Source organism: Kitasatospora sp. NPDC057936 (assembly GCF_042887525.1).
In the GTDB taxonomy this organism is placed as follows: Bacteria; Actinomycetota; Actinomycetes; order Streptomycetales; family Streptomycetaceae; genus Kitasatospora.
The window spans coordinates 40,109-63,754 of record NZ_JBHVPD010000021.1; the positions used below are offsets into that span (position 1 = coordinate 40,109).

Here is a 23,646-nt window from a genome sequence, read left to right on the forward strand (position 1 = left end):
GGCCCTGCCGCCCCACAAACGGCCGCGCCCCCTACCGCCACCGGCACGCCCCACACCACCACCCACCCCGACGCCGACGGGCCGACCACCTCACAGACGGCCGCCTCCCCCACCGAGGCTGCCGCCGGGAGCCGCCCCGGGACCGCCCAGCCGGCCTCCAGCGGGCCCGCCGACGGGCCGACCGCCGAGGCCAAGGCGCCGGACCTCCTGGACGGGATCCGGGCCGAGGTCCTGCGGTTGCGGCCGCAGGCGGCCGTGCGGCCGGTGAAGCTGGAGCGGTTGCGGCCGCGGACGCTGCTCGCGGTGGCGGGCGGGGTGGTGGCCGGGTGGCTGCTGATCCCGCAGCTGTTCTCGGCGGAGCGGAACCCGATCGCCGCCGTGGCCGACGCCGATCCGCTCTGGCTGCTGCTGGCCGTCCTCGCCGCCGCGACGAGCCACGTCACCGCGGCGATGGGGTTCGTCGGCTTCGTGCCGGAGCGGCTGGACTTCCGCAACGCCGTGCTCGCGCAGGTCGCCGGGTCCTTCGCGAAGCTGGTGTCGCCGGGCGGCGTCGGCGGCGTCGCACTGAACACCCGGCTGCTGCAGCAGGCCGGGATCCCGACCGCGCAGGCGCTGTCCAGCGTCGGCGTCGGTCAGTTGATCGGGCTGGTGCTGCACCTGCTCCAGCTGGGCGCGTTCGTCTACCTGCTCGGCCAGGAGCCCGGCGGCTCGGAGCTGGACGCGCTGCCCGCCGTCGCCGGCGGCCTCGCGGGGGCGGCGGTGCTGCTGGCCGCGGTGTCGGCGGTGCCGCCGGCTCGGCGGTGGCTGGCGGCGCGGCTGCGGCCGCTGACGGCGGAGGTGCTGCCGCGGCTGCTGGAGCTGCTGCGCAACCCGGGACGGCTGGCGGTCGGGGTGACCGGGCAGCTGATGGTATCGATGTGCCTGACCGCCTGCCTGTACTGCTCGGCCCGTGCGGTGGGCCAGGAGCCGTCGTTCGCGGCGGTCGCGGTGGTGTTCCTCATCGGCAGCCCGATCGGCAACGCGGCGCCGACCCCGGGCGGGGCGGGTGTGATGGACGGGGCCCTGGGGGCCCTGCTGCAGTCGGCCGCGTCGATGGAGCAGGGCGGCGCGGTGGCGGCCGTCGTGCTCTACCGGTGCCTGACGCTGATCCTGCCCGTCCTGCCGGGCTGGGCGGCGTTCGCCTGGCTGCAGCGGCGCCGCGCCCTGTGAGCCCGCGGCGGCCGGCGTGCCACGGCCGCTACTCCCGGTACTCGTCCTCGTCGAGCTGGACCACTCGGCTCTGCTCGGCGGCGTCCGCGAGGTCGGTGGCGGGGTCGGCGCCGAGGGCCCGGCGTTCGGCGACCTCGTCGTACTCGTCGCCCTCGGGCGCCTCGTCGTCGGGTTCGACGGTCTCGACGGCCTCGTCGATGAGGTAGTCCTCGTGGTTCTGCGGCATGGCGTCCGTCCTCGCTGTTCGGAGGCTCCCACGAGCGCCGGGTGGCGGTGCGCGGGCGGTGCTGGGCAGTACTGGCAGTATCCGCCGCCGGGCCCCCGGACGCGAAGTGCCGGCCCGGTTCCGGCGTGTTGCCCGGACCGGCCCGCAACCCGCGATTGACCCACGAATCCGGTGATCGAATGACCCATTCCCGTGGTGCATTCCGTCCCTAGAGTCGTAGTCATGACGACGAACGAGATCACCGCAGCCCCGGCCCGCCTCGACTACGCCCGCACCGTCCCCAAGGTGTTCCGCGCGATGATCGCCCTGGACGCCGCCGCCCGCGAGGGCCTGGACCCGGCCCTGGTCGAGCTGGTGCAGCTGCGCACCTCGCAGCTGAACGGCTGCGCCTACTGCCTGGACATGCACGTCAAGGACGCCCGCAAGGCCGGGGAGACCGACGAGCGGATCTACCTCCTCCCGGTGTGGCACGACGCCCCGGCCGGCGTCTACACCGAGCGCGAGCGCGCCGCCCTCGCGCTGGCCGAGGAGATCACCGCGATCGGCGGCGGCGTCTCGGACGCCGTGTACGCGCGGGCCGCCGCGCTCTTCGAGGAGGAGGAGCTGGCCCACCTGATGTCGGTCTGCTTCACGATCAACACCTGGAACCGGATCAACGTGACCACCCGCAAGACCCCCGGCACCCTCTAGGGCCACGGCACCGGCCCCGGCCCGCGCCTGCGCCCGCGCCCCGGTCCGCGCCCCGGCCGGACAGAACGCGGCCGGGGCCGCCGGGGGTACGATCGGTGCCGTACCAGGGCTTACCCGCACCCACCCGGTGGCCCCGAGGCCCACACGAACGACGGGGAAGCACATGTCCGGCTCGCACTACTTCACGGGTGCGCCCGAGGTCGCCAGCGAGCGCCGGCCGATCACGGTCTCCCTGCCGGACCTCACCCTCGAACTGACCACCGACGCCGGGGTGTTCTCGCGCGGCCGGCTCGACCCCGGCACCCGGATCCTGCTGGAGCACGCCCCGCAGCCGCGCGTGCGCGGCCCGATCCTGGACGTCGGCTGCGGCTACGGCCCGATCGCGCTCACCTGGGCGACCCGGCGCAAGCGCCTCCCGGTCTGGGCGGTGGACGTCAACGAGCGCGCGCTGGAGCTGGTCCGGCTGAACGCCGGGGCGCTGGGGCTGGGCAACGTCCAGGCCGCGCTGCCGGACGACGTCCCGGAGGACCTCCGGTTCGCCACCATCTACTCGAACCCGCCGATCCGGATCGGCAAGGCCGCGCTGCGCCGGCTGCTGACGCACTGGCTCGGCCGGCTGACCCCCGACGGTTCGGCGTTCCTGGTCGTGCAGAAGCACCTGGGCTCGGACTCGCTGCAGAAGTGGCTGACCGAGCAGGGCTACCCGACCTCCCGGATCGCGTCGGTCAACGGGTTCCGGATTCTGGAAGCGCGGCCCCGCCCGGAGACGGGCGAGGGCTCCGAGAGTGGACGAGGTACGACGTCGTGAAGCAGCTCCGCGGGACCGAACTGAAGCGCCTGCACCGCTCGTGGCGGCGCAGCAACGAGTTCCGGCTCGCGCTGATCCTGGAGAACCTGCAGTCCCCGTTCAACGTCGGCTCGGTCGTGCGGACCGGCGCGGCGATGGGCGCCGAGAAGCTGTACCTGACCGGGGACACCCCGTCGGTGCGCTCGTCCGGCGCGCAGAAGGCCGCGATGGGGACCGACAAGTACCTGAAGGTCGAGCACTTCCCGACCGTCGCCGAGGCGGTCGCGGCGGCGAAGGCGGACGGCTTCAAGGTGGTCGGCCTGGAGCTGGCGGACGACGCGGTGCCGATGTTCGCGGCCGAGCTGACGCCGGCGGTGGCCTTCGTCCTCGGCCACGAGGACCGCGGGATCACGCCGGAGGCGCTGGCGATCTGCGACCAGGTCGTGTTCGTGCCGCAGCTGGGCCGGGTCGGCTCGCTGAACGTCTCGGCCGCCGCGACGGTGGCCTGCTACGAGGCGCGCCGGCAGGGGTACGCGATCAGCGGCACCCCGGACGGCAGCGAGGACGTCGGCGGGCTCGACGACGAGTAGCTCTGCGGACCCCGCGCTCCACTCGGGGGTTCCGCTCGAACGCCTGGTGGGTGTGCCGATCGGCACACCCACCAGGCGTTTTCGGGGTGTTGCGGCGCACGAAAGCCCTCCGATATCTCCCGAACGGCAGATGCGCGGGTGCGCGGCGCGGCGGAAGCATGGCGGTCAGGAAGACGCCGACTGCCGGGCCGGCGTGCAACGACCAAGCGTGCGACGCCCGGCCGCACGCACCGGGGGGCCGAGCGTTGGAGCTCAGGATCCACGACCTGACCAAGGACTACGGCGGCGGCAGGCGCGCCGTCGACTCCTTCTCGCTGACCTTGCGGCCCGGCGTCCTCGGCCTGCTGGGCGCCAACGGCGCCGGGAAGTCCAGCCTGATGCGGATCCTCGCCACCGTCACCCGGCCCACCTCCGGGCAGGTGCTCTGGGAGGGCACCGACATCGCCCGGCGGCCCGGCCCGCTGCGCCGCACGGTCGGGTACCTGCCGCAGGACTTCGGCGTCTACCCGCAGCTGACGGCCCGGGAGTTCCTCGGCTACCTGGCCGCCGCCAAGGGCCTGCGGCGGCGCTCGGCCCGGGCCCGGATCGACGAACTGCTCGCCCTGGTCAACCTGTCCGGCGCCGCCGAGCAGCGGCTCGGCGCGATGTCCGGCGGGATGCGCCAGCGGGTCGGCATCGCCCAGGCGCTGCTCAACGACCCGAAGCTGCTGATCGTCGACGAGCCCACCGTCGGCCTCGACCCGGAGGAGCGGCTGCGCTTCGGCGGCCTGCTCACCGGGCTCGGCGCCGAGCGGATCGTCGTCCTGTCCACCCACATCGTCTCCGACGTGGCCGCCACCGCCGACCGGATCGCCGTCATGGGCGGCGGCCGGCTGCTGCACCACGACACCCCGGAGGGGCTGCTCCGGACGGCCGCGGGCCGGGTCTGGGAGCTGACCGTCGATCCGGCCCGACTCCCGCTGCTGCGCTCGCGGTTCCTCCTCGGCGGCACCACACGCACCCCTCGGGGTGTCCGGGTCAGGGTCCTCGCCCCCGAGCGGCCGGCCCCGCAGGCCGAGCCCGTCGAGCCCCGGCTCGACGACGCGTACCTGCTGCTCGCCGCCGGCCCCGCCACGCCGGTCGCCGAGGGGGTGGCGGCATGGTGACGGCCGGCGCCGTCCGCGCCCTCGCGCTCGCCGACTTCCGCGAACGGCGGCGCCGGCCGGGCTACCTGGCCGTCCTGCTCGGCACGCTCGGCCTCGGGCTGCTCGCCGCGCCGGTCGGCGACTCCCGCTGGCAGGTCTTCCAGGTCAGCGATCACCTCGGCCGCTACACCAGCGGCTACGTCGGCACCGTGACGGCGCTCGGCGGGGCCGTCTGGCTCTCGCTGGCGGGCTTCGGCATCACCCGCGGCACGGTCGCGCGGGACGAGCGCACCGGCGTCGGCCAGGTCCTCGCCGCCACCCCGCTCAGCCGACTCGCCTACCTGGCGGGCAAGTTCCTCAGCAACCTGCTGGTCCTCGGCTCGATGCTGCTCGCCCTCGCCGGGACGGCGCTCGCCGTGCAGCTGCTCAAGGGCGACTCCGACGACGTGGACGTCGTGCGGCTGCTGCTGCCGTACGTGCTGATCACCCTGCCGCTGCTGGCGGCGGTCGCCGGGTGCGCGGTGCTCTTCGACACCGTGCCAGGGCTGCGCGACGGCCCCGGCATGCTCCTCTGGTCCGTGCTCTGGCTGACCGGCGTCCTCGGCGCGCAGGCGAGCCGCGGGTACGACCTGCTGGGCATGCGCCTGATCACGGCCTCGATCCGCAGCGTCATCGCGGCGAGCGGCTACCCCGCGGAGACGGTCGAGTTCGGGGTCGGGCTCACGGCGGACAACCGGGTGCGCGGCAGCTTCGACTGGCCCGGACTCGGTCCGGGCGAGGCGGGCGGGCTGCTCGGCCACGCCGGGCTGACGGCGGCCGTCGCGGTGGCGCTCGCGCTGGCCGGGGCGGCCTGGTTCCACCGCTTCGACCGGGCCGCGTCGCCCGTCCGGCGGCCCGCCCGGCAGGCCGGGTCCCCGGGCTGCCCCGCCTCACCCGGCTCCCCTGCCTCCCCCGGCGCGCCCGCGTCCGGTCCTACTGCCTCCGGACCGGCCGCGTTCGACCTCGACCCGGCCCGGATGACCCCGGCGGAAACGGCGCCCTCCCGGGCCGGCGGCACCCTGCTCGCCGCCACCGCCGGCGAGTTGCGCGTGCTCGTCCAGGGCCGGCGCCTGTGGTGGGCCGGCACGCTCGGACTCGCCCTGCTCGCAGCCGTCACCCGGCCCGACGGCCCGACCCACGCGGTGCTGCCGTTCGCGATGCTCTGGCCGGTGCTGCTCTGGTCCCGGATGGGCCACCGGACGGACGGCGGCAGCGTCGGCGAGCTGCTCGCCGCCTGCCCGGCCCCCGCCCGTCGGCTGCTGGCCGGCCTGCTCGCCGGGGTCGTCCTGGCACTCGCCGTCGCCGCCGTCCCGATCGCCCGGCTGCTCGCCGCCGGGCAGTTCCGGGCCGTCGCGGCCGCGCTCGCCGGGGTGCTGCTGGTGCCCGCCCTGGCGCTGCTCTGCGGCAGCGTCACCCGCGGCCCGCGGCTGTTCCAGTCGCTCTACCCGATGCTCTGGTACGGCATGGTCAACCACCTCGCCGGGCTCGACTTCCTCGGTGTCGACCCGGATCGCGGCCCCGCCCCGGCCGCCGTCGCCGCCACCGCGGCCGCCCTCGCCCTGGGCGCGCTCGCCCTGGAGGCGATACGGGAGTCCACCCGGTGAGCGGGCGGTTCCCCCGCGCGGGGGAGGCGGTCCGTCCTCGGGGTGGAGGCCCAAGTCCATTCCATCCAGGGATCTTTGACGTGCCGAGGGGAGCGAGTCCCGTTCCCCTCACCGATCCGGAGGAACGACCATGCGCAAGCTCATCGCCGGCCTCGCGCTCACCACCGCCGCGGCCGCCGTCGCCGCGGTGACCACCGCCCCGGCCCAGGCCGCCGAGGCCGCCCACCCGCGCCACCAGCACCTGCACGCCTGGACGCTCCTCAACTACCGCGGCCCCGGGCCCCTCCCGAACGAACGGTTCACCGCACAGGTCGACGCCCGCACCACCACCGGCCACGACGCGCGCGGCCACGCCACCGTCCAGCACGTCTTCCCCGACAAGTCGGCCGTGCGGGCCGAGATCGCCGTCGACTGCCTCGTCACCGGCGCCGACGGCGCCGTCACCGTGACCGGCCCGATCGAGTCGCTCCACTTCACCGTCCCCGCGGGCCAGGAGGAGCCGAAGCCCGCCCCGAGCACCTGGCACCCCGAGACCGGCCTCACCTTCTACCCCGCCGACGCGAGCGGGGAGCAGCGGGTCGGCTGGGCGGGCGCCGACGCGCTCGACTACAGCGCCCCGGCCCGGGGCGCCAAGTGCCGGGCCACCGCACCCGACTCGTGGGTGTTCCGAGGCGGCTACACCCTCCGCGGCTGAGCGGGGGTGCAGCTGGCTGCACCCCGGCCGGACAGCTGCACGCAATGGCCTCCGGTCCACGCACCGGAATCGTCGTCTCCGAGAGGTACGGGCCGCTCGGAGGCCCGTACGGCACACAGGACGACGATCACCCAGGGGGCGTACGACATGCGGACGGAGAAGGCAGTGACAGCGGGCAAGGTGGCGTGGAAGGCGGAGGCGGGCGTGTTCCTCGCCGTCGCGTTCCTCGCGGCGGGGGCCCTCGGTGCGGCCCAACCCGCCACCGGCATACCGACGGTGGTCATCCAGCTGACGCAGTTCGGTCCCGCCCTCGGGGTGGCGGCGGTGGCCCTGCTGTGGCCGTCCCGGATCCGGCGCCGGCTCTCCGGTGCCCTGCCCGCCCGCCGGGCCGTCGACCCGGCGGGGTCGACGGCCCGGCGCCACGCCCGCGGCGCCGGGCTGCTGCTCAGCGCCGTGCTGATCATCGCGCTGGGCGCCGGCGCGTACACGTGGGTGGAGGGCGTCCTCCGGGTCACCGATCCGGGCACGCTGGGCAGCCCGTTCGCACTCATCGTGGCGGCGCAGCTGGTCGGCGCGTGCGGGGAGGAGATCGGGTGGCGCTGCCTGCTCCAGCCGCTCCTGCGGACGAGGTTCGGCCCGTTCACGTCCTCGGTCGCGGTCGGGCTGCTCTGGGGCGCGTGGCACGTGCAGGTCTTCGGCCAGGACCCGGCCTACGCGGCCGGGTTCCTGCTGGCCACCGTGGCGATGTCGGTCGTCCTCGGGCTCGGCCTGGAGCGCGCCGGAGCCAACCGCCTCCTGCTCGCGGGCGGCTTCCACACCCTGGTCAACCTGGGCATGCTGCTGTTCATGGACGACGGCTCCGGCAGCGCTCCGGCCGCCGACGCCGACCTGTCCATGGTGCTGTTCGGCCTGGCCGCCCTGGTCACGGCCGTCCCGTGGGTCATCCGTGAACTGACGGCCGATATCCTGCCGATCGCGGACGGGGCCCGCTGACATGCGCGCCGACACGCGGGCCGACATGCGGGCCGACATCGGCGCCGACCGACGATCCGGGGGAGAGCACGTGCTGACGGCTCGGGGGGCGGTGCGCCCGCTCGTCGACCGCGCGACCGCCCTCGGCCGCTGCCAACTGCTCTCGCTGAACGGCCTCCTCGTCTCCGCGACCGGCTCGCTCGTCGTGGGCGCGCTCCTGCTGCTCCCCGTCGGCGCGGGCCTCCCGCTGCTGCCGCGCGCCGCGGCGGCCCTGCGCACGCTCTCCGACCGGTACCGGTCCTGGACCACCCGGTGGAGCGGCACACCCATCAGCCCGCCCGGACCGCTCGGCGGCCACGGCACCGGCCGCCGGACCGGGGCGGCCCGTGTCCTCGGCGACGACGGCTTCTGGCACGACCTCCGGTGGGCCTGGCTGGAGCCGCTGGTCGGCGGGCTGCTCGTGGCCGGCCCGCTCGCGCTCGTCGACTTCGGGCTGTTCGGCGTACTCGTCCAGCCGTTCGTCTGGCGCCGTCTCGGCCCCGACAACTGGTACGCCTTCGTCCCCGTCGAGTCCACCGCCACGATGCTGGCCGCCGCCGGCCTCGGCCTCGGGTCGATCGCGGCCGGACTCCTCCTCGCCCCCGCCACCCTCGACCTCCACGCCACCTGGAGCCGGCGCATGCTCTCCGCACCGCGCACCGCAGAACTCGTCCGCCGCATCGAACACCTCACCGGTACCCGGGCCGACGCCCTCGACGCCCAGGCCGCCGAACTCCAGCGCATCGAGCGGGACCTGCACGACGGCGCCCAGGCCCGGCTGGTCGCCCTCGGCCTCACCCTCGACCGGGCCACCCGCCTCCTCGACACCGACCCGCGGGCCGGCCGCGAGCTCCTCCTCGACGTCCGGGCCGCCTCCGCCCGCGCCCTGCAGGACCTCCGCGACCTCGTCCACGGCATCCACCCGCCGATCCTCACCGACCGGGGCCTCGGCGACGCCGTCCGCTCCCTCGCCCTCGACAGCCACCTCGACGTCCTCGTCGAGAACGGCCTGCCCGGCCGCCTCCCGACCCCCGTCGAGTCCGCCGCCTACTTCGCCGTCGCCGAACTGCTCGCCAACGCCGGCAAACACGCGGACGCCCACGAGGTCCGCATCCGTCTCGTCCACACCGACGGCGTCCTACGCGTCACCGTCACCGACGACGGCCACGGCGGCGCCGACCCCGCCCGCGGCGGCGGCCTGCACGGCATCCGGCGCAGGATCGGCAGCTTCGACGGAACCCTCGCCCTGCAGAGCCCGCCCGGCGGGCCGACCACCGCCACCCTGGAGATACCGTGCGCGTCGTCATCGCCGAAGACCTCTTCCTCCTCCGGGACGGCCTGATCCGGACCCTCCAGGACCACGGGTTCGAGGTCGTCGCCGCCGTCGACAACAGCCCCGAACTCCTGCGCGCCCTCCGCGAACACGAACCCGACGTCGCGGTCGTCGACATCCGCCTGCCCCCGACGTTCACCGACGAGGGCCTCAAGGCCACCCTCGAAGCCCGCCGCGCCCGCCCCGGCCTGCCGGTGCTGATCCTGTCCCAGTACGTCGACCAGCTCTACGCCCACGAGCTGCTCGCCGGCGGCCGGGGCGCCATCGGCTACCTCCTCAAGGACCGCGTCACCCACACCGCCCAGTTCGTCGCCGCCGTCCGCACGGTCGCCGCCGGCGGCACCGTCATGGACCCCCAGGTCATCGCCAAGCTCCTCGCCCGCAGCGACGCCCGCGGCACCACCGCCGCCCTCACCCCGCGCGAACACGACGTCCTCGAACTCATGGCCGAGGGCCGCTCCAACGCCGCCATCATGCACACCCTGCACATCAGCGAGAGCGCGGTGGCCAAGCACACGGCCAACATCTTCGCCAAGCTCGGCATCGAGGCCTCCGCCGACGACAACCGCCGCGTCCTCGCGGTCCTCGCCTACCTCAAGAACGCCGAACGGATCACCCAACCGTCCTGACCGTCCGACCGCGCGGAAGCCGCCCCAGCCACCAACCGGCGCCGGGGCCTCCCCTCCCCGCTTTCACCCCGAAGCCCTCACGATCACTCAACCAACCGAAAGGGGCCCCGATTGGCGGAACGTCTTGTCCGATTCCCACAATGCGCCAATCGGCCGATGGAAGCCAACCGCCGGAAAGGCCACCCGAGAGAGGGCCCCACGAAACGCCGGGTGCCCTCTCCCTTACAGCCCAGAAGCGTTCAGGTGCCATCGCAATCGCGAATGAGCTTGGTAATCGGCACCACTCTTGGCCGGCCCCACCGCTGACCCCGAATTTGAGCCCGTGGCGATATATCTCGGGAATCCAATACCGATCGTTCTCGCGAAAGAGCACGCCACTGGCTTCGAGCAGTCGAGTATCCGCCGGCTCCAGCTGAACGGACTCCAGCGCGAAGGGGACTTTGCGAACTTCATCCGGCAGGTCTCGCCGATCGCGGAACAGCTTGCCGACCGGAGCGTTCTCCAGCTCCATGGCGGCGATCTTGTGCGCGCTGCAGGTCGGAAGGGCTCGGCACATCGCCGGCGGCGTCAGCAGTCGATCCGACCAGCGCTTCAGGTCGCCCACAGAGTCCTCGGCCCCGTCACCTGGGAAGACGACGATGTCGCGAGCCTGAATCTGCAGCTCGCACGCGCGATGACGGTCCAGGAACTGCTGGGCGTTCTGCTGAACGGAGTTGAGCACAAGGTCGCGCCGGATGAACGCCACCAGGCCCAGCGGGCGCCCTCGAATCGAGCAAAGCCATTCGGGGCAACCGGTCAAGAGCGCCCTCAGAGCACGCTGCTGAACAGCATCGTTACTGAACTGTTGAAACAGGTCCTCAAGACCATCGATGGCAAAAATCGCCCGTCGGCTCCGTGCGAGGCCAGTGAGTTCCGGTTCGGCAGTTTCAGGCGTAGTACCTCGGAGACCCGCGGCCCTGGCGAGACAGGCCGGCCAGACGCGACGCCAACCAACCTCACCCAGGTCCGCACTCAGCGCTTCCGTGACAAGATCACGTAGCTCAAGGAATGCAGCGGGCTCGGCTCCGGTCAGCTTTCGGGCTGATGGCCGCTGCACCCTCGACCTCGGCGCCCACAACGGGGCCCGACGTTGAGCGGTCAGCTCTGATTCTCGTCGCGGTGGCCCTCTTCGGCGCGGGGGCCCACCGCGCGGGCCGGCTCCTCCATCGTCAGCTCCACCCACCGGCCTTCGGCGACCCGGCGCTCCACCGTCTCCTCGTCCGGCCACTGGTCGGGCTGTGCGCCGACTCCCCACTGGCCGTCGGCCACCATCGCGATGTCGCCCACGGCAGACGTCCTTGCCGAAAATCGACTACGCACTTCGGCATGTCACATGCCAAAGTACGCATGTCGGGAAGACCGCAGCTCAACGAAGGGATCCGTCCAACCGTGAGCACCTCTGCCACCCTCCTGCCCGCCGTTGTCCGTCCCAAGGCGGACGCTCTCACCTGGGCCTAAGGTGCTGTTGACCAGCGCGGCAGATGGCTTATGATCCCCAAACCAAGCCTTTGACCTTGGGTATTCTGATGGGCGATAGAGGATCGATGACAGTCGCAGACTCGGGAAAGGATGGGTTTCCGTCCGTACAGGAACTCCGGTTCCATGTACTCGGCTCGCTTGAGGTATGGGCCGGCGGCATACGAGTGCGTCTCGGCGGAACCATCCAAGAGCGAGTGCTGGCCACCCTGCTCCTCGAACCCGGGCGGGTAGTACCGATTGCCAGACTGGTCGAGGCCGTCTGGGCGGAGGACCCTCCTGCGACTGCGTCGCACCAGGTGCGCAAGGCCGTCGCCGATCTCCGCCGACGCCTGCCGTCCGGTCGAGAGATGATCAGCACGGACGGCCCGGGCTACCGGGTGATCACGTCGGTCAGCCAACTCGATCTTCTCGACTTCAACGCACGGATCCAGACAGCGGCACAAGCCATGGGCGTCGGGAGGCTGACCGATGCCTGCGCAGAGCTGCAGGGTGCTCTCGATCTGTGGCGGGGACCCGTCCTCGCGGGTGAGGGCGGCCCGGTGATCTGCCGCGCGGCAACTGCGCTGGAGGAGCGCCGTCTCACCGCAGCCGAACAGCTCCACGAACTGCGCCTCGAGCTCGGCGCAAGCAGCGAGCTTGTCGCGAGTCTGCGGGCACTCGTCGATGCACACCCCTTGCGTGAGACGCTGCGCGGCCAACTCATGCTCGCCCTGTACCGCTCGGGACGACAGGCGGACGCCCTGGAGGAGTACGGGAAGGTACGCGAGTTGCTCGCCGACGAGCTCGGCATCGATCCGGGGTCTCGACTGGTCAAGCTGCACGAGGGGATCCTGCGGGAGGGTCCGGAGCTGACAGCCCCGCAGGGTGGGCCGCCCGCCGCCGTCTCCGGAATGCCGGCCGAGCAACGCGGTCCGGTCTCCACACTGCCGTATGCGCTGCCGGATTTCACGGGCCGGGCCAAGGAGCTGGCAATCCTGCTCAGCCGGGTCCGGGCCGAGAGATTGCCGGATGAGCACGGCGCGCGGGTCGTAGCCATCGACGGGATGGGCGGCGCCGGCAAGACCTCATTGGCCGTACGCGCCGCTCACCAGCTGACCGAGGAGTTCCCCGACGGGCAACTCTATGTGGACCTGCGCGGGTTCACCCCTGGTGAGCAGCTCCCCATACCGGCATCGACAGCACTGGACATCCTGCTGCGCGCGATCGGTACGCCGAGCGAGCAGATACCCGAGGACCTGCCTGGCCGCACCGCCACATGGGGGTCCGCACTGGCGGGGCGCCGGATGCTACTACTCCTCGACAACGCCTCCGACGCCGCTCAAATCCAGCCGCTGTTGGCGGCTCCCCCCGGCTGCCTTGTGCTCATCACCAGCCGGGTGCGGTTGCTCGACCTCGACGGCATCGAGTGGATCTCCCTGGGGCTGATGCCCCCCGAGGACAGTGCCACGCTGGTGGCACGGACGCTGGGCCCGGCCCGTGTGCAAGCCGAACCGGAGGCGGCCGCCGAGCTCGCCGAGCTGTGCGGCCATCTCCCCCTGGCGCTGCGTATCGCCACCGCACGGCTGCGCAACCGGCCCCGGTGGACCGTGCGGCATCTCGTCGAGCGACTGCAGGACGAGAGCCGCCGGATGGACGAGCTGAGCTCGGGCGAACGCAGCGTCGCAGTGACGCTTCAGTTGTCATATCTGGCCATGGACAACAGGCACCGCGCCGCGTTCCGCGTCCTCGGGTTGCACCCCGGTGATGGCATCGACGCACACTCGGCGGCCGCGCTGCTCGACACCGATGTCCGGGACGCCGAGGACATTCTGGAGCTTCTGCTCGACGTACATCTGCTCCAACAGCCCGGATTGGGCGAGTACACCTTCCACGACCTCGTCCGCAGCTTCGCCCAGGGCCAGCACGGACCGATGACGGAACAGACCGACGCGGACGCCGTCCAGCGGTTGCTCAGCTACTACCTGACAGCCACCAACGTGGCCTGCGACGTACTGTTCCCAGGCCGTACCGCCCGCTCAACCGGGATCCCTCCGTATCAGGGAGAGCTCCCGGAACTGACGGAAGAGAAGATCGTCAGCCTCTGGTTCCGTCGCGAACATCAGCGGCTGCTGGCGGTCGTGGACCTGGCCGATCGGCTCGGCTACGACCGGCACACCGGCTGGCTGGTCCGCGACCTGGTCTTCCATCTGAACGCGGGTGGTCATTTCGAAGAGTTCCGAGCACTCGGCCGCCTCGCGGTCCAAGCCGCGCGCCGGCTCGACGATCCGGTCCTGTTGAGTATCAGCCTGTCCAGTCTTGGCGCCGCTTGCTGGAAGCTCGGCTACTTCGAGGAGGGCATCAACGTCGCCCGCGAGGGACGCGAGATCGCGGTACGCCTCGGCGACCGTGACGCCGAGGCGAACAGTGAGTCCACTCTCGGGCTGCTCATGTCGATGCTGGGGCGGTACAACAAGGCCCTTCCCCTGTTGGAGCACGCGGTCGAACTGGCCAGGGAACTTGGCACCGCCCGCGCTGAAGCGGAGACTCAGACGAATCTCAGCTCGCTGTACGCACGATGGGGCCGCTATCCGGAGGCCGCGGCGTCCGCCCTCCGGGCCCTTGAGCTGGAGCGGGACACCGCGAACCCGGTCAACGAGACCATGGCTCTGGCCGATCTGGCTTTCGCCCAGCTGGGCATGGGTCAGTACGTGGATGCCGAGGCGAGTCTGCGACGGGCCCGCGAGTTGTGCGACGAGAGCGCGCCCCAGGGCGATGTCGCCCTGGTGCTGGCTCTGTCCGCCGAGGTAGCGCACCGTCTCGGCGACAGTGACGCGGTGTCCGAGCTCGCGGAACGTGCCCAGATCCTCGCACGGTCCGGTGGTACGCCGGTCCGCCAGGCGAAGGCCGAGAACATCCTCGGTCGGCTGCATACCGCACAAGGGCGGTACACATCGGCGACGGCGCTGCACGCCCACGCGCTTGAGGTCGCCTCGGCCATCCAATTCCGCTCTGAGCAGGCATCCGCGTACCTGGGTCTGGCCCAAGCGGCCGCGGGACTTGGCGACGGCGCGACGGCTGGGAAGAACCATCTGGCAGCAGCCGAGTTGTTCGACCTCATGGAGATTCCGGAGGCCGGCCGCAGTCATTGAGGAAGGTGGCGCGGACCTCATGGCGTGGAGGTTGCCGGCCCCTTGTTGTCCGCGAGGATCTGCTGCCCGGCTGACTGGCCGGTTGCGGCGACCTGCACGGTCGCGCCGAGCCCGAGCGCCAGGATGGCAGCCGCCAGGATTCCAGTCAGTCTGATCAGCTTGGTGTGCATGGTCCGTCCCCCTGTGAGCATACGGGCGGATAAGGCGCCGCGTGGCATTGTATCCGTGTCCGTGTTCGACATCCGTGATGGTGTCGCAGGCCGATCCCGGAACGTTCCCGCCTGCATACCTTGGAGGGAAGCACCTGGTTGAGGCTTCCCCGGGATGCGGAGGGGCCGCTCACGAGTGGGTCTCGGCCGGCGGGAGACGCCGGGGCAGCAGTGGATCAGGGAGGGATCGGAGACGATGCCTCGGCAGGCACGGCTTCCAGTCGGATCACGGGGCGTCGAGAACTCCATGATCTTGGAAGCCCGTGCCTGTTGCGCTCCCGGCCCCCTCAAGCCGGCAGACCGTCACGAACCGGACGGCACAGAACTACGCCGAAGCCCTGAGCCAGACCCTGCGCGGTGTGGCGCTCTACGCCCTACTACGCGTTGAGCAAGTTCGCCGCGACCAGCTCGGCGAGTTGGACCGCGTTGAGGGCCGCACCCTTTCGCAGGTTGTCGTTGCTGATGAAGAGTATGAGGCCACGCCCCTCCTCGACGCTCTGATCCTGGCGAATCCTGCCCACGAAACTAGCGTCCTGGCCGCAGGCTTGGAGCGGGGTCGGAATGTCGGACAGCTGGACACCAGGGGCGTGCTCAAGCAACACGGATGCGCGTTCAGCGGAGATAGGACGGGCGAACTCCGCATGCACCGCGAGGGAATGGCCGGTAAAGACCGGGACCCGGACACAGGTCCCGGCGACACGCAGAGACGGCAGGCCGAGAATCTTCCTGCTCTCATTGCGCAGCTTCTGCTCCTCGTCGGTCTCGGCGGATCCGTCGGTCACAATCGAACCGGCCATCGGCACGGCGTTGAAGGCGATGGTCCTGGCGAATTTCACCGGAGGCGGGAAGTCCACCGCCGCCCCGTCGATCGCCAAGCCGGCTGCTCGGTCGATCACTCCGCTCACCTGAGACCTGAGCTCTTCCACTCCGGCGACCCCGCCGCCGGACACCGCTTGGTAGGTGCTCACGGTGAGCCGCACCAGACCAGCCTCGTCATGCAACGGCTTGATCACTGGCATCGCGGCCATCGTCGTGCAGTTGGGATTGGCTATGATGCCGCGTCGCGCCTCGGACACGGCTTCCGGGTTGACCTCACTGACCACCAGCGGCACATCGGGATCCATCCGGAACGCCGAGGAGTTGTCGATGACGACGGCTCCGGCCGCCGCGAACCGGGGTGCCAGTTGCAGTGCTGTCGCTCCTCCGGCGGAGAAGATGACGACGTCCAGGCCGGATGGGTCTGCCGTTTCGGCGTTTTCCACCACGATGCTGTCGTCGCCCCATGGAAGCCGCACACCCGCCGATTTCGCGGAGGCAAAGAAGCGCAGCTGTCCGATCGGGAAAGCACGCTGTCGAAGGATGCTGCGGATCACTACTCCGACTTGCCCGGTCGCGCCCACTACGCCGACTCGGAGACCGTGGGTGGTCATGACTTCCCTACTTTCTTGTCTTGGGTTCGAACTGGTCACTCGTAAGAACAGCGGCGGTCAATGTCCTGTGGGTCATGATTCGCGACGGAGCATGCCATCAAGCCGCACCGTCTGTTACAACTACGGCTTGATGGCAGCACTGGAAAGCCTTTCGGCTATTCAGGGTTACACGTCGTTTACAGCGGTGTTGGTCTGCGCGGAATGCGGCGAAACGGTGGTAACGACCAGTGTCTGCTGGACGAACGCGATGGCACTCTCGAGCTCGGGGGAGGACGGAGCGGCCAGCACGACCTCGCCCGTCCGATGACCCGAACTCCGCACCGCCAGGACCGTGTCCCCGGGCTCGACCTCCACGCCCGCCTGGAGCACCGACGGGTGACTTCGCACTGCGTCCAGACCGCGGATGTCCTGCACCACACCCGGTTCCGAGATCGTGAAGATGCTGGCGGCATGCCGGAACGGGCCGACCGGCGGCTGGGGCAGCGGCATCCCCACCGCCATCCGGACCACCATCTCGTACCAGTCGATGCCGTACGTGGCACCGAGGAGATCCATCAGATAGTCGCCTGGAGTCCGGACCGCAACCTCGATGGGAACCGGCCCAGCGGCGGAGAGGCGGAACTCCATGTGCACCAAGCCGGTCCGTATCCCCATGGCGCGCAGCACCCGGGCACCGGTATCGGCTACCTGCCTGGCACTCGGTTCCGGCAGGTGTACGCCGGTGCGATGACCCACCTCGACGAACTGGGGCGGCCCGGTGGTCTCCTTGGCGGTGACGTTGGCAAACCACACCTCGCCGTCGCGGACCAGTGCCTCCCAGCTGTACTCCGGGCCGTCGATCGCCTCCTCCACGATGACCCGCTCACCGGCGCGGGCCTGCGCCACGGCACGGAAGCTCTCGGCATCGGTCACCAGTTCCACACCGGCGCTGCCGGCGGAGGACAGCGGCTTGACGATCACCGGCCAGCGCTCGGCGGCCCAGGCCATCTCCTCGGCGAGGGAGTCGGTCACGGTGTACGCCGGCTGAGTGATCCCGGCCGCGGTGAACAGCGCTCGTTGCAGCGCCTTGTTCCGAGAAGCCGTCGCGGCGTGCAAGGACGGCCCGGGGAGACCGAACCGATCCTGGATCATGGCCGCGGCGATGACCTGGGGCTCGTTGAAGGCGATGACGCCGTCGAACGGGCCGTCCTGAAGGGCGAGGCAGGCACCCTCCATCCAGTGCTCGTCGAGCTCGCCCCGGGCCTGCGCCACACTCGCCGTTCCCGTCACCCGATCGGCACGGGAGGCCGCCTCGACAGCATGGACGCTCACCCCGAGTCGACCTGCGGCGGCGACGTACGGCCGACCCATCTGGCCGACCCCGATGAGAAGGAGCTTCTTCACAGGGCTCCCTCCAACACGGGCAGCGACGCGTCGTGGTGAGACGACCAGGCGCTGTATTCGCCGCGGCGATACATCAGCGGGACGCGGGGGAAGACAGCGGTGCCTTCCACCCGGGCGATGAAGAGCCAGTGGTCGTCAGCACGGGTGGTGCTGACGATCCGGCACTCGGCGTAGCCCAGGGCGATGTCCGTCAGGAGCGGCGCCCCTGCCGCGAGGGCGGAGGGCTCCCAATCCACGTGCGCGAACTTGTCGGTTGCCTTGCTCGCGAACAGCTCCGATGCCGCCTGGCCTTCCACCGAGAGGAAGTTCACCGCGAACGCCTGCGAGGCGACGATCGCCGGCAGCGTCCGCGAGCCCGCACCCACCGAAATCAGTAGCGATGGCGTCGCGGCCGACACCGCGCACACCGCATTGCTGGTGAAACCGAACGGGGTGTTGCCCGCACCCATCGCAGTCACGATTGCGACCGGGGAGGGAAAGGAACCGAAGAGTTCCCTGAAGCGGTCAGAACTTTCCATCATCGCCCTTCTCTCTGTTTGGCTGACCGTGGTCATAGCGATGGGCGACATGATTCAACATGCGATAGAGCTCGCTCGACTGGAGCTGCCCCCTCGCATTCTGCCGCACCGATCCCCGGAATGGTAGATTCCCAATGTCGCCCCACTTGAGAGCACCCTGATCGTCCAGCACACACGTTGTCCTGTTCTGGTTATCGGCGTGCAGACAAAAGGGAATGTCGAGCAATCCCAACGCGAAGGCACGGGTCAGCGCCGCGCCAACGTCGGCGTCCAGATTGAGGACTCCTTCGATCAAGCATCGGGCTTCTTCCATTATTTCATCGAAGTATTCCTTTTCCTGCGGGACGGCAGCTGCCGGCGGCCCACCGGCGGCAGCGGATGCCACCCGCAGCGCGTCCAGGTTCTCCGCCACGCTCGGTATCTGCCACGCCTCGGACACCGTTTTCACGATGAGGCGTTCACAGCGCGTATCACGGGCCAGCCGCGCGCTGCTGCGAATCAGCTCCGTGGCACCGTCAGGAGTACTCGGGAACAGCCCCATGTAGGTGTAGAGGACGACATGCCACGTGACCGAAGGAAGATATTCCTGCGCCAATGCCCGCAGCACGCGCACAGCCGCTCTGTCCTGATCGTCGTGCGTCCCCTGGGCGTAGCTCAGCGACATGGACCGCACGCCGTGCTGTGCGAAGAACAGTCCTTCGAGCACCGTCATGGCGATCAGCAGCGACGGCGGGCACAACTGCCCCAGCAGGCACCCTCCGAAGCTCTCGATGTGCCCGTGCTCCACCTCGCCGACGAGGTAGCGGCAACTCTCGGCCCACGCCGACACCGCATGCTCGAGCGGGAGACGGCTGTACGGCATGCAGTAGGAGACCGGCCCGCCCTCCGTCGTGTCCAGGCCGGCGAGCACCAAGCTCTCGATCACCCGCAACGGCAGGGCAGTGCCGTGCCGGACTTGAATGGGGAACCCGGGCCCGTACAGTCCGGCGAGCATTTCTCGGGTTTCTTCCACCGGGTGGGAGACGATGGGGTACCCGTTGAGTTCCTCCCCCGCCCGCAGCCGCTCGATCGAGCTCACATGGTCGCCGACGCGGGTATAGCTGTCGACGGTGATGGTTCCGACGACCGGGATATCGAGGTCATGTACGTCGCGCAGGCCCGCGCGCATCGTGGCGATATTGCCGAACCCCATCCGGGGCTGCACCACCAGGGTTTCACGTCGGCGAGCGTCGGCGATGAACCGATCCATGTAGCCGGACATGCTACTGGGCCACGGACAGGCTGGCGGCGTACCCGTCCCACGGCGCGACCACCGGAATGCCGGGCTGCCAGGCAGCGAACCCGTAACGGGCGCCGAAAGCCAGGAATTCCCGGAAGCGATCGACGGCATTCTCGCCCAGGAAGACGTCGGTGCAGCCCTGGGAGAGCAATTCCCGGCGCACCCGGTCATTGTCCGACGGTGCCGTGGTGAGTTTGCCGCCCGCAACGCAAGGAACGTTGACGCCGGCGCGCTTGAGCTCCGTCAGCACGACGCTGGTGCCGTAGTAGCCATGACCGTTGACGCTGGAAACCACGAGCAGATCCGGCTGAAAGTCGTTGACCTCCTTGACGACCAGGTCCGCGGGCGTGCAGCCGCCCAGATTGCGAACCTCCCCGCCGTTCTCGGCAATGAACTTCTCCAGAAAGATGAGGTTCCAGAAATGCGAGTCGGATTCGACAGTGGTCAGCAGGCAGCGAAATACTCCGCCTTCCCCAATGCTCATGGTACGGGCTTTCTCCTATGTGGAAAGTGCGAAACTGAGCGAACATACCGTCAGCAACGAATGAAATGAGCCGACCCCATCAAGCGCGACCGCGGAGATCCCGATCGATGGCTGCAGCCGGCGGCTGGACGTCGCCTAGCTGTTCAATGCGCGATGGAAGGAACGCATCGTCAGCGGGAACAGGACAGCGGCGACTCCACTCAGCGCGATCGCGGAAACCGCGATCAGCGACTGCGGCCCGAGACTGGAGCCGAGGCCGGCCAGCAGCAGTCCACCGAGCGGTGCCGCCAGGAGATTGATCATGTAGAACGGCCCCATGACCTTGCCCAGGTGCTCCGGTGCGATCACCCTGATCCGCTGGGTGCGGTTGTAGACGTTGAAGTAGGTCACCCCGACCATCGCCATGACGAGAGCCGGACCGTAGATCAGCAGCGACGGCGCGAAGCCGAGCACCACCAGACAGGCACACAGGACGGCGAGTCCGACCACCCCGACCACCCTGACGCTGAACAAGCGCAGCAGGAACGGGATGGCCAACAGGTTGACCAGCCCGACCACGCCGATACAGACGTTCAGGAGGGCGAATGCCGATTCCGGACCGGCGAACACGTCGGTCACCAACGCCGCATTGGCGCTGAGCGCCGTGCCGAAGACCAGGTTGATCGAGAAGTTCAGACCGGCCAGCAGGACCAACGGCCTGCTCCTGGCCAGAAGCTTCCAGCCCAGGCCGAGCTCGGCCATGGTCTCCCTCGCGGTGCCGGGCTTCGCGGCCCGCGGTCCGCGGGGTATCGGCAGCCAGCAGCAGGCAGCGGCCATGAACACCGCTCCGGCGACGCCGAGGAGCATGGTCTTGTCGAAGAACATCACGCCCAGCAGCGCGAGCGCGGGGCCGACGGCCATCGCCGAAACCTCCATGCTCTGGACCAGCCCCTGCGTTTTCGGCAGGTCCTCGCCCGTGGCCACTTGTGGCACGACCTTCTCGATCGCCATCTGAACCGGCGCCATGAGCAGGGTGAGGAGCGCTCCGCAGGACATCAGGATCGGGGTCTGCCAGTCCGACAGCAGCAGGCAGCCGGCCAGGGCGAGGACGAGAACGACCGACCGGCCGGCGGTGACGACGGAGAACAGCCGGGGACCCCCGTCCCGGTCGGCTATCAACCCCGCGAACGGATAGGCCAGCAACGCCGGAAGCCATTCGATGGCATAGGCGAGGCCCAGGAAGCCGACATCGTTCGTCTTCTGGAAGACGAGCAGGGGAATGGCGAAGGCCACGACCTGTTCTGCCACGGCGACCAGCAGGACCCCGGTCAGGAAGAGGGGGCGTTGCCGGCCGGCGCGCTTCGCCACTGCCGGAATCGGCGTGACGGTCTTTACTGGCGACGACATCTCTCTCCCCCCTTCACGCCGGAAGCAGACTGGTCTCGATACGGAAGTTCTCAATGATGTACTGAATGTCCGCTTCGACCTGTGCTTCGTCCCCGACGAGGATGTACCGCCCGCTGTGGATGGCGTCATAACTGCCGTCCGGGTCCAGCACCTCCCCCGGGCTGGGCACGAGTTCGCGCCAGACCGTCGGGACCGAGGACCGCATCGAGGTCCGATGGAGCACCTTGGCAGGGAGCTGGTCACGCTTGGGAATGATCAGCCAGCCACCGGACGGGTCCGACGTCTTGGCCGGGAGGGAAACGGGCTCTCCGCAGATCGCCTTCAGCCAGACCCAGCTCAAGTTGACGCCGAAGAGCCGGTTGATGAGATGCGGCACCTCGGCACCGCCGACCCGCCCGGCGATCTCCAGGAAGACGATCTCCTCGTCCTTGGTCACGAAGAGTTCCAGGTGAATCGCCATCGACCTCATGTCGAGCGCGGCGACACAGGCCCGGACGAACTCTTCGACCCTTTCCCTCAGCGCGGATTCCTGCACGACCACGGAACCGAGTGGTGCTCCCGACGTCTCGAAAGCAAGGCAGTCGTTGATGTAGCGGGACACCACCTGGAAGGGCACCCGCGCCTCGTGGTCGGCGAATCCGTCCACGTGGTAGACGGTCCCGTCGATCAATTCCTCGATCTGGTAGTCGGCACTGTCGACGCTCGCCAGCCACGACCGGAGCGACGCTTCGTCCGCCACGCGGTTTACGCCCTTGCTGGCCGCCCCGGCGACCGGCTTGAGGATCAGGGGATAGCCGATGTCCCGGGCGATCCGGGTGGTCGTCTCCACATCCGAGCAAGGGGCGAACCGAGGCACCCGTACACCCGCGTCGGCGAGGAGCTGCTTCATGGTCAGCTTGTTCCGATAGGTACTGACCTCCGCCGGGCGCGGACCGGGGATCTCCAGTTCCTCGCGGACCTGGGCGGCCACGTCCAGCAGATACTCCGACAACGCCACCAGCTGATCGACGGGTCCGACGCGATCGGCTATTGCCCGTACGGCGGCACACACCGCGGCGAGATCCGTCAGATCTTCGAGCATGACGAAATCCGCGATGTGCGAACGATCGGCAAGGACTCCGGTAGCCCCTTCCGCGTCGACCACATAGCTGATCCGGTGCCGGTCATGGTCGAGATCCTCGAATCGCTCAAGTTCGTTGTCCCAGCGCCGTTCGTCGGAGAACCTGGGCCAGCGGTTGAGAACCACGATGTGCATGGGGATCCCTCTTTCAGTGAGTTGATTTCAGCGGGCTCGAGCGAGCAGTCATGACTGCGGCTGCGCGTCACGCTCCAGCTCACGGATGAGGGGCACCACGTGGGTGAAGAAGGTCCTCATCTCAGGCCGGGTCGGCCAGCCGGAGAAGATGAACTCGCTGATGCCGGCGAGCTTGTACTGGAAGAGGTAGTCGGCCACCTCCTGGTAGCTGCCGACCAAGCACAGCGCCGGGCCTCCGCGGTAGGGGACGGCGCCGGTGTAGATGTAGGGCGAGAGCCAGTTTCCGTTCGCCTGATCGGCGAGCCGGAAGGAGGACTTCACCGCCTCGGAGTCGACGTTCTTGACGAATTCGCGGATCCACGCCTCGTGTTCGAGGTCGGGATCGCCCATCAGCTCGGCGAGTTCGGCCAGCGCCTCCTCGCGGGTCTCCCGGGCGAGCACATGCATCCGGGTGCCGACCCGGCAGCCCCCCTCGATCAACGGCAGGCTCGCCTGCCGCATCCCTTCCGGGGTGTCGGCGTAGCGCATCCAGCAGTCGCCGTAGCTGAGGGCGGTCTGCTGCGCCACCTCCGAGGCACCGCTGATGTAGATCTGGGGACGCTTGCCACCCTTGTAGCCGAGGTGCAGTTCCGCGTCCTTGATCGAGTAGTGCTGCCCGTCGAAGGTCTGCGGGACCTCGCCCTCCCAGAATTCCCGGAGGATGTGGAGGAACTCACCCGCCCTGGCGTACCGCTGGTCGTGGTCCAGGAAATCACCGTAGCCGGCCTGCTCGGCCACCGAGATCCCGGCGACCACGTTGAGGGAGAGGCGGTCGTCGGACATCCAGGAAAGGGTGTTGACGATCTGCGTGAAGAGCGTCGGCGAAAGGAGCCCCGGGCGGTACGCGAGCATGAACTTCACCCGCTCCGTCTGCTGGGTGAGGGCCGCGATGATCGGCACGGGATCCGGCAGGTAGTGCCCGATCCCGAACAGGAGGCTGTCGACGCCGAGTTCCTCGGCCTCCTTGACGAAGTCGGTGATCTCGCCCATGTCCAGGGCGCCCAGCTTGTACTTCTCCGTGGGCTTGGCCTGGCCGCCCCCGTCCGTCGGTACGTCCCAATGAATGCGCAGCGGTTCCACT

General features: G+C 69.9%; 23 protein-coding genes. 12 read left to right on the forward strand and 11 right to left on the reverse strand.

What is annotated here, in order from left to right:
* Positions 1–1,209 (forward strand): YbhN family protein (locus tag ACFVU9_RS14175; protein WP_387593304.1); only part of this gene is annotated, 1,209 nt, incomplete at its 5' end.
* A 28-nt stretch (positions 1,210–1,237) separates the two neighbouring features.
* On the opposite strand, the gene ACFVU9_RS14180 is transcribed toward ACFVU9_RS14175, so the two are convergent.
* The gene (locus ACFVU9_RS14180) at positions 1,238–1,435 is read right to left on the reverse strand and encodes a hypothetical protein (protein ID WP_363650026.1); all 198 of its coding nucleotides are present in this window, start codon (positions 1,433–1,435) and stop codon (positions 1,238–1,240) included.
* 222 nt (positions 1,436–1,657) lie between these two features.
* Between ACFVU9_RS14180 and ACFVU9_RS14185 the strand changes: the two genes are divergently transcribed.
* The 10 genes from ACFVU9_RS14185 to ACFVU9_RS14230 all read left to right on the forward strand — a co-directional run bounded on the left by ACFVU9_RS14185 (position 1,658) and on the right by ACFVU9_RS14230 (position 10,975).
* Complete coding sequence (locus ACFVU9_RS14185; protein WP_387593307.1) at positions 1,658–2,125, forward strand: carboxymuconolactone decarboxylase family protein; 468 nt, start codon at positions 1,658–1,660, stop codon at positions 2,123–2,125.
* A gap of 163 nt (positions 2,126–2,288) precedes the next feature.
* Positions 2,289–2,933 (forward strand): class I SAM-dependent methyltransferase, encoded by a 645-nt coding sequence (locus ACFVU9_RS14190; RefSeq protein WP_380435662.1) that lies wholly within the window; start codon positions 2,289–2,291, stop codon positions 2,931–2,933.
* Positions 2,930–3,502 carry a TrmH family RNA methyltransferase gene (locus tag ACFVU9_RS14195; protein ID WP_380435660.1) on the forward strand — a complete coding sequence of 191 codons (573 nt, stop codon included), beginning with the start codon at positions 2,930–2,932 and terminating at the stop codon, positions 3,500–3,502. Before ACFVU9_RS14190 ends, ACFVU9_RS14195 begins: the two co-directional genes overlap by 4 nt.
* A gap of 245 nt (positions 3,503–3,747) precedes the next feature.
* Positions 3,748–4,647, forward strand: a complete 900-nt coding sequence (locus ACFVU9_RS14200; RefSeq protein WP_387593312.1) for an ABC transporter ATP-binding protein — start codon at positions 3,748–3,750, stop codon at positions 4,645–4,647.
* Entirely contained in the window at positions 4,641–6,269 is a 1,629-nt protein-coding gene (locus ACFVU9_RS14205; protein WP_387593315.1) for an ABC transporter permease, read from the forward strand. Before ACFVU9_RS14200 ends, ACFVU9_RS14205 begins: the two co-directional genes overlap by 7 nt.
* A gap of 130 nt (positions 6,270–6,399) precedes the next feature.
* Positions 6,400–6,963, forward strand: a complete 564-nt coding sequence (locus tag ACFVU9_RS14210) for a hypothetical protein (protein WP_380435654.1) — start codon at positions 6,400–6,402, stop codon at positions 6,961–6,963.
* A gap of 165 nt (positions 6,964–7,128) precedes the next feature.
* Entirely contained in the window at positions 7,129–7,956 is an 828-nt protein-coding gene (locus tag ACFVU9_RS14215; RefSeq protein WP_387593319.1) for a CPBP family intramembrane glutamic endopeptidase, read from the forward strand.
* A gap of 1 nt (position 7,957) precedes the next feature.
* Positions 7,958–9,316, forward strand: a complete 1,359-nt coding sequence (locus tag ACFVU9_RS14220; protein WP_387593321.1) for a histidine kinase — start codon at positions 7,958–7,960, stop codon at positions 9,314–9,316.
* Entirely contained in the window at positions 9,268–9,936 is a 669-nt protein-coding gene (locus ACFVU9_RS14225; RefSeq protein ID WP_380435648.1) for a response regulator, read from the forward strand. Before ACFVU9_RS14220 ends, ACFVU9_RS14225 begins: the two co-directional genes overlap by 49 nt.
* A 286-nt stretch (positions 9,937–10,222) precedes the next feature.
* On the forward strand, positions 10,223–10,975 hold the full coding sequence (locus ACFVU9_RS14230) for a hypothetical protein (RefSeq protein WP_387593325.1): 753 nt from the start codon (positions 10,223–10,225) through the stop codon (positions 10,973–10,975).
* 98 nt (positions 10,976–11,073) lie between these two features.
* On the opposite strand, the gene ACFVU9_RS14235 is transcribed toward ACFVU9_RS14230, so the two are convergent.
* The gene (locus ACFVU9_RS14235; protein ID WP_387593327.1) at positions 11,074–11,262 is read right to left on the reverse strand and encodes a hypothetical protein; all 189 of its coding nucleotides are present in this window, start codon (positions 11,260–11,262) and stop codon (positions 11,074–11,076) included.
* Between the two features lie 386 nt (positions 11,263–11,648).
* On the opposite strand from ACFVU9_RS14235, the gene ACFVU9_RS14240 reads away from it, so the two are divergent.
* Entirely contained in the window at positions 11,649–14,582 is a 2,934-nt protein-coding gene (locus ACFVU9_RS14240; RefSeq protein ID WP_387593330.1) for a BTAD domain-containing putative transcriptional regulator, read from the forward strand.
* A gap of 17 nt (positions 14,583–14,599) precedes the next feature.
* Here the strand turns inward: ACFVU9_RS14240 and ACFVU9_RS14245 are convergent, their stop codons facing one another.
* The 9 genes from ACFVU9_RS14245 to ACFVU9_RS14285 form a co-directional block, all read right to left on the reverse strand.
* Positions 14,600–14,752: a hypothetical protein gene (locus ACFVU9_RS14245; RefSeq protein WP_380435638.1), complete on the reverse strand. Its 153-nt coding sequence runs from the start codon at positions 14,750–14,752 to the stop codon at positions 14,600–14,602.
* Positions 14,753–15,168: 416 nt separating this feature from the next.
* The gene (locus tag ACFVU9_RS14250; protein ID WP_380435636.1) at positions 15,169–16,221 is read right to left on the reverse strand and encodes an aspartate-semialdehyde dehydrogenase; all 1,053 of its coding nucleotides are present in this window, start codon (positions 16,219–16,221) and stop codon (positions 15,169–15,171) included.
* Positions 16,222–16,386: 165 nt separating this feature from the next.
* Positions 16,387–17,604, reverse strand: a complete 1,218-nt coding sequence (locus ACFVU9_RS14255) for an ATP-grasp domain-containing protein (protein WP_380435634.1) — start codon at positions 17,602–17,604, stop codon at positions 16,387–16,389.
* Positions 17,601–18,158 (reverse strand): flavin reductase family protein, encoded by a 558-nt coding sequence (locus ACFVU9_RS14260; RefSeq protein ID WP_380435632.1) that lies wholly within the window; start codon positions 18,156–18,158, stop codon positions 17,601–17,603. The genes ACFVU9_RS14255 and ACFVU9_RS14260 overlap by 4 nt, the downstream gene beginning before the upstream one ends.
* A complete protein-coding gene (locus ACFVU9_RS14265; protein ID WP_380435630.1) occupies positions 18,109–19,371 on the reverse strand; it encodes a methylaspartate mutase in 1,263 nt (420 codons plus the stop codon). Before ACFVU9_RS14265 ends, ACFVU9_RS14260 begins: the two co-directional genes overlap by 50 nt.
* Before the next feature lie 13 nt (positions 19,372–19,384).
* Positions 19,385–19,885, reverse strand: a complete 501-nt coding sequence (locus ACFVU9_RS14270; RefSeq protein ID WP_387593335.1) for a cobalamin-dependent protein — start codon at positions 19,883–19,885, stop codon at positions 19,385–19,387.
* A 135-nt stretch (positions 19,886–20,020) separates the two neighbouring features.
* Positions 20,021–21,271: an MFS transporter gene (locus tag ACFVU9_RS14275; protein ID WP_380435626.1), complete on the reverse strand. Its 1,251-nt coding sequence runs from the start codon at positions 21,269–21,271 to the stop codon at positions 20,021–20,023.
* Positions 21,272–21,284: 13 nt separating this feature from the next.
* Positions 21,285–22,526 carry an acetyl-CoA carboxylase biotin carboxylase subunit family protein gene (locus ACFVU9_RS14280; protein WP_387593338.1) on the reverse strand — a complete coding sequence of 414 codons (1,242 nt, stop codon included), beginning with the start codon at positions 22,524–22,526 and terminating at the stop codon, positions 21,285–21,287.
* 48 nt (positions 22,527–22,574) lie between these two features.
* The gene (locus ACFVU9_RS14285; RefSeq protein WP_380435622.1) at positions 22,575–23,645 is read right to left on the reverse strand and encodes an LLM class flavin-dependent oxidoreductase; all 1,071 of its coding nucleotides are present in this window, start codon (positions 23,643–23,645) and stop codon (positions 22,575–22,577) included.
* Between the last annotated feature and the right edge of the window lies 1 nt (position 23,646).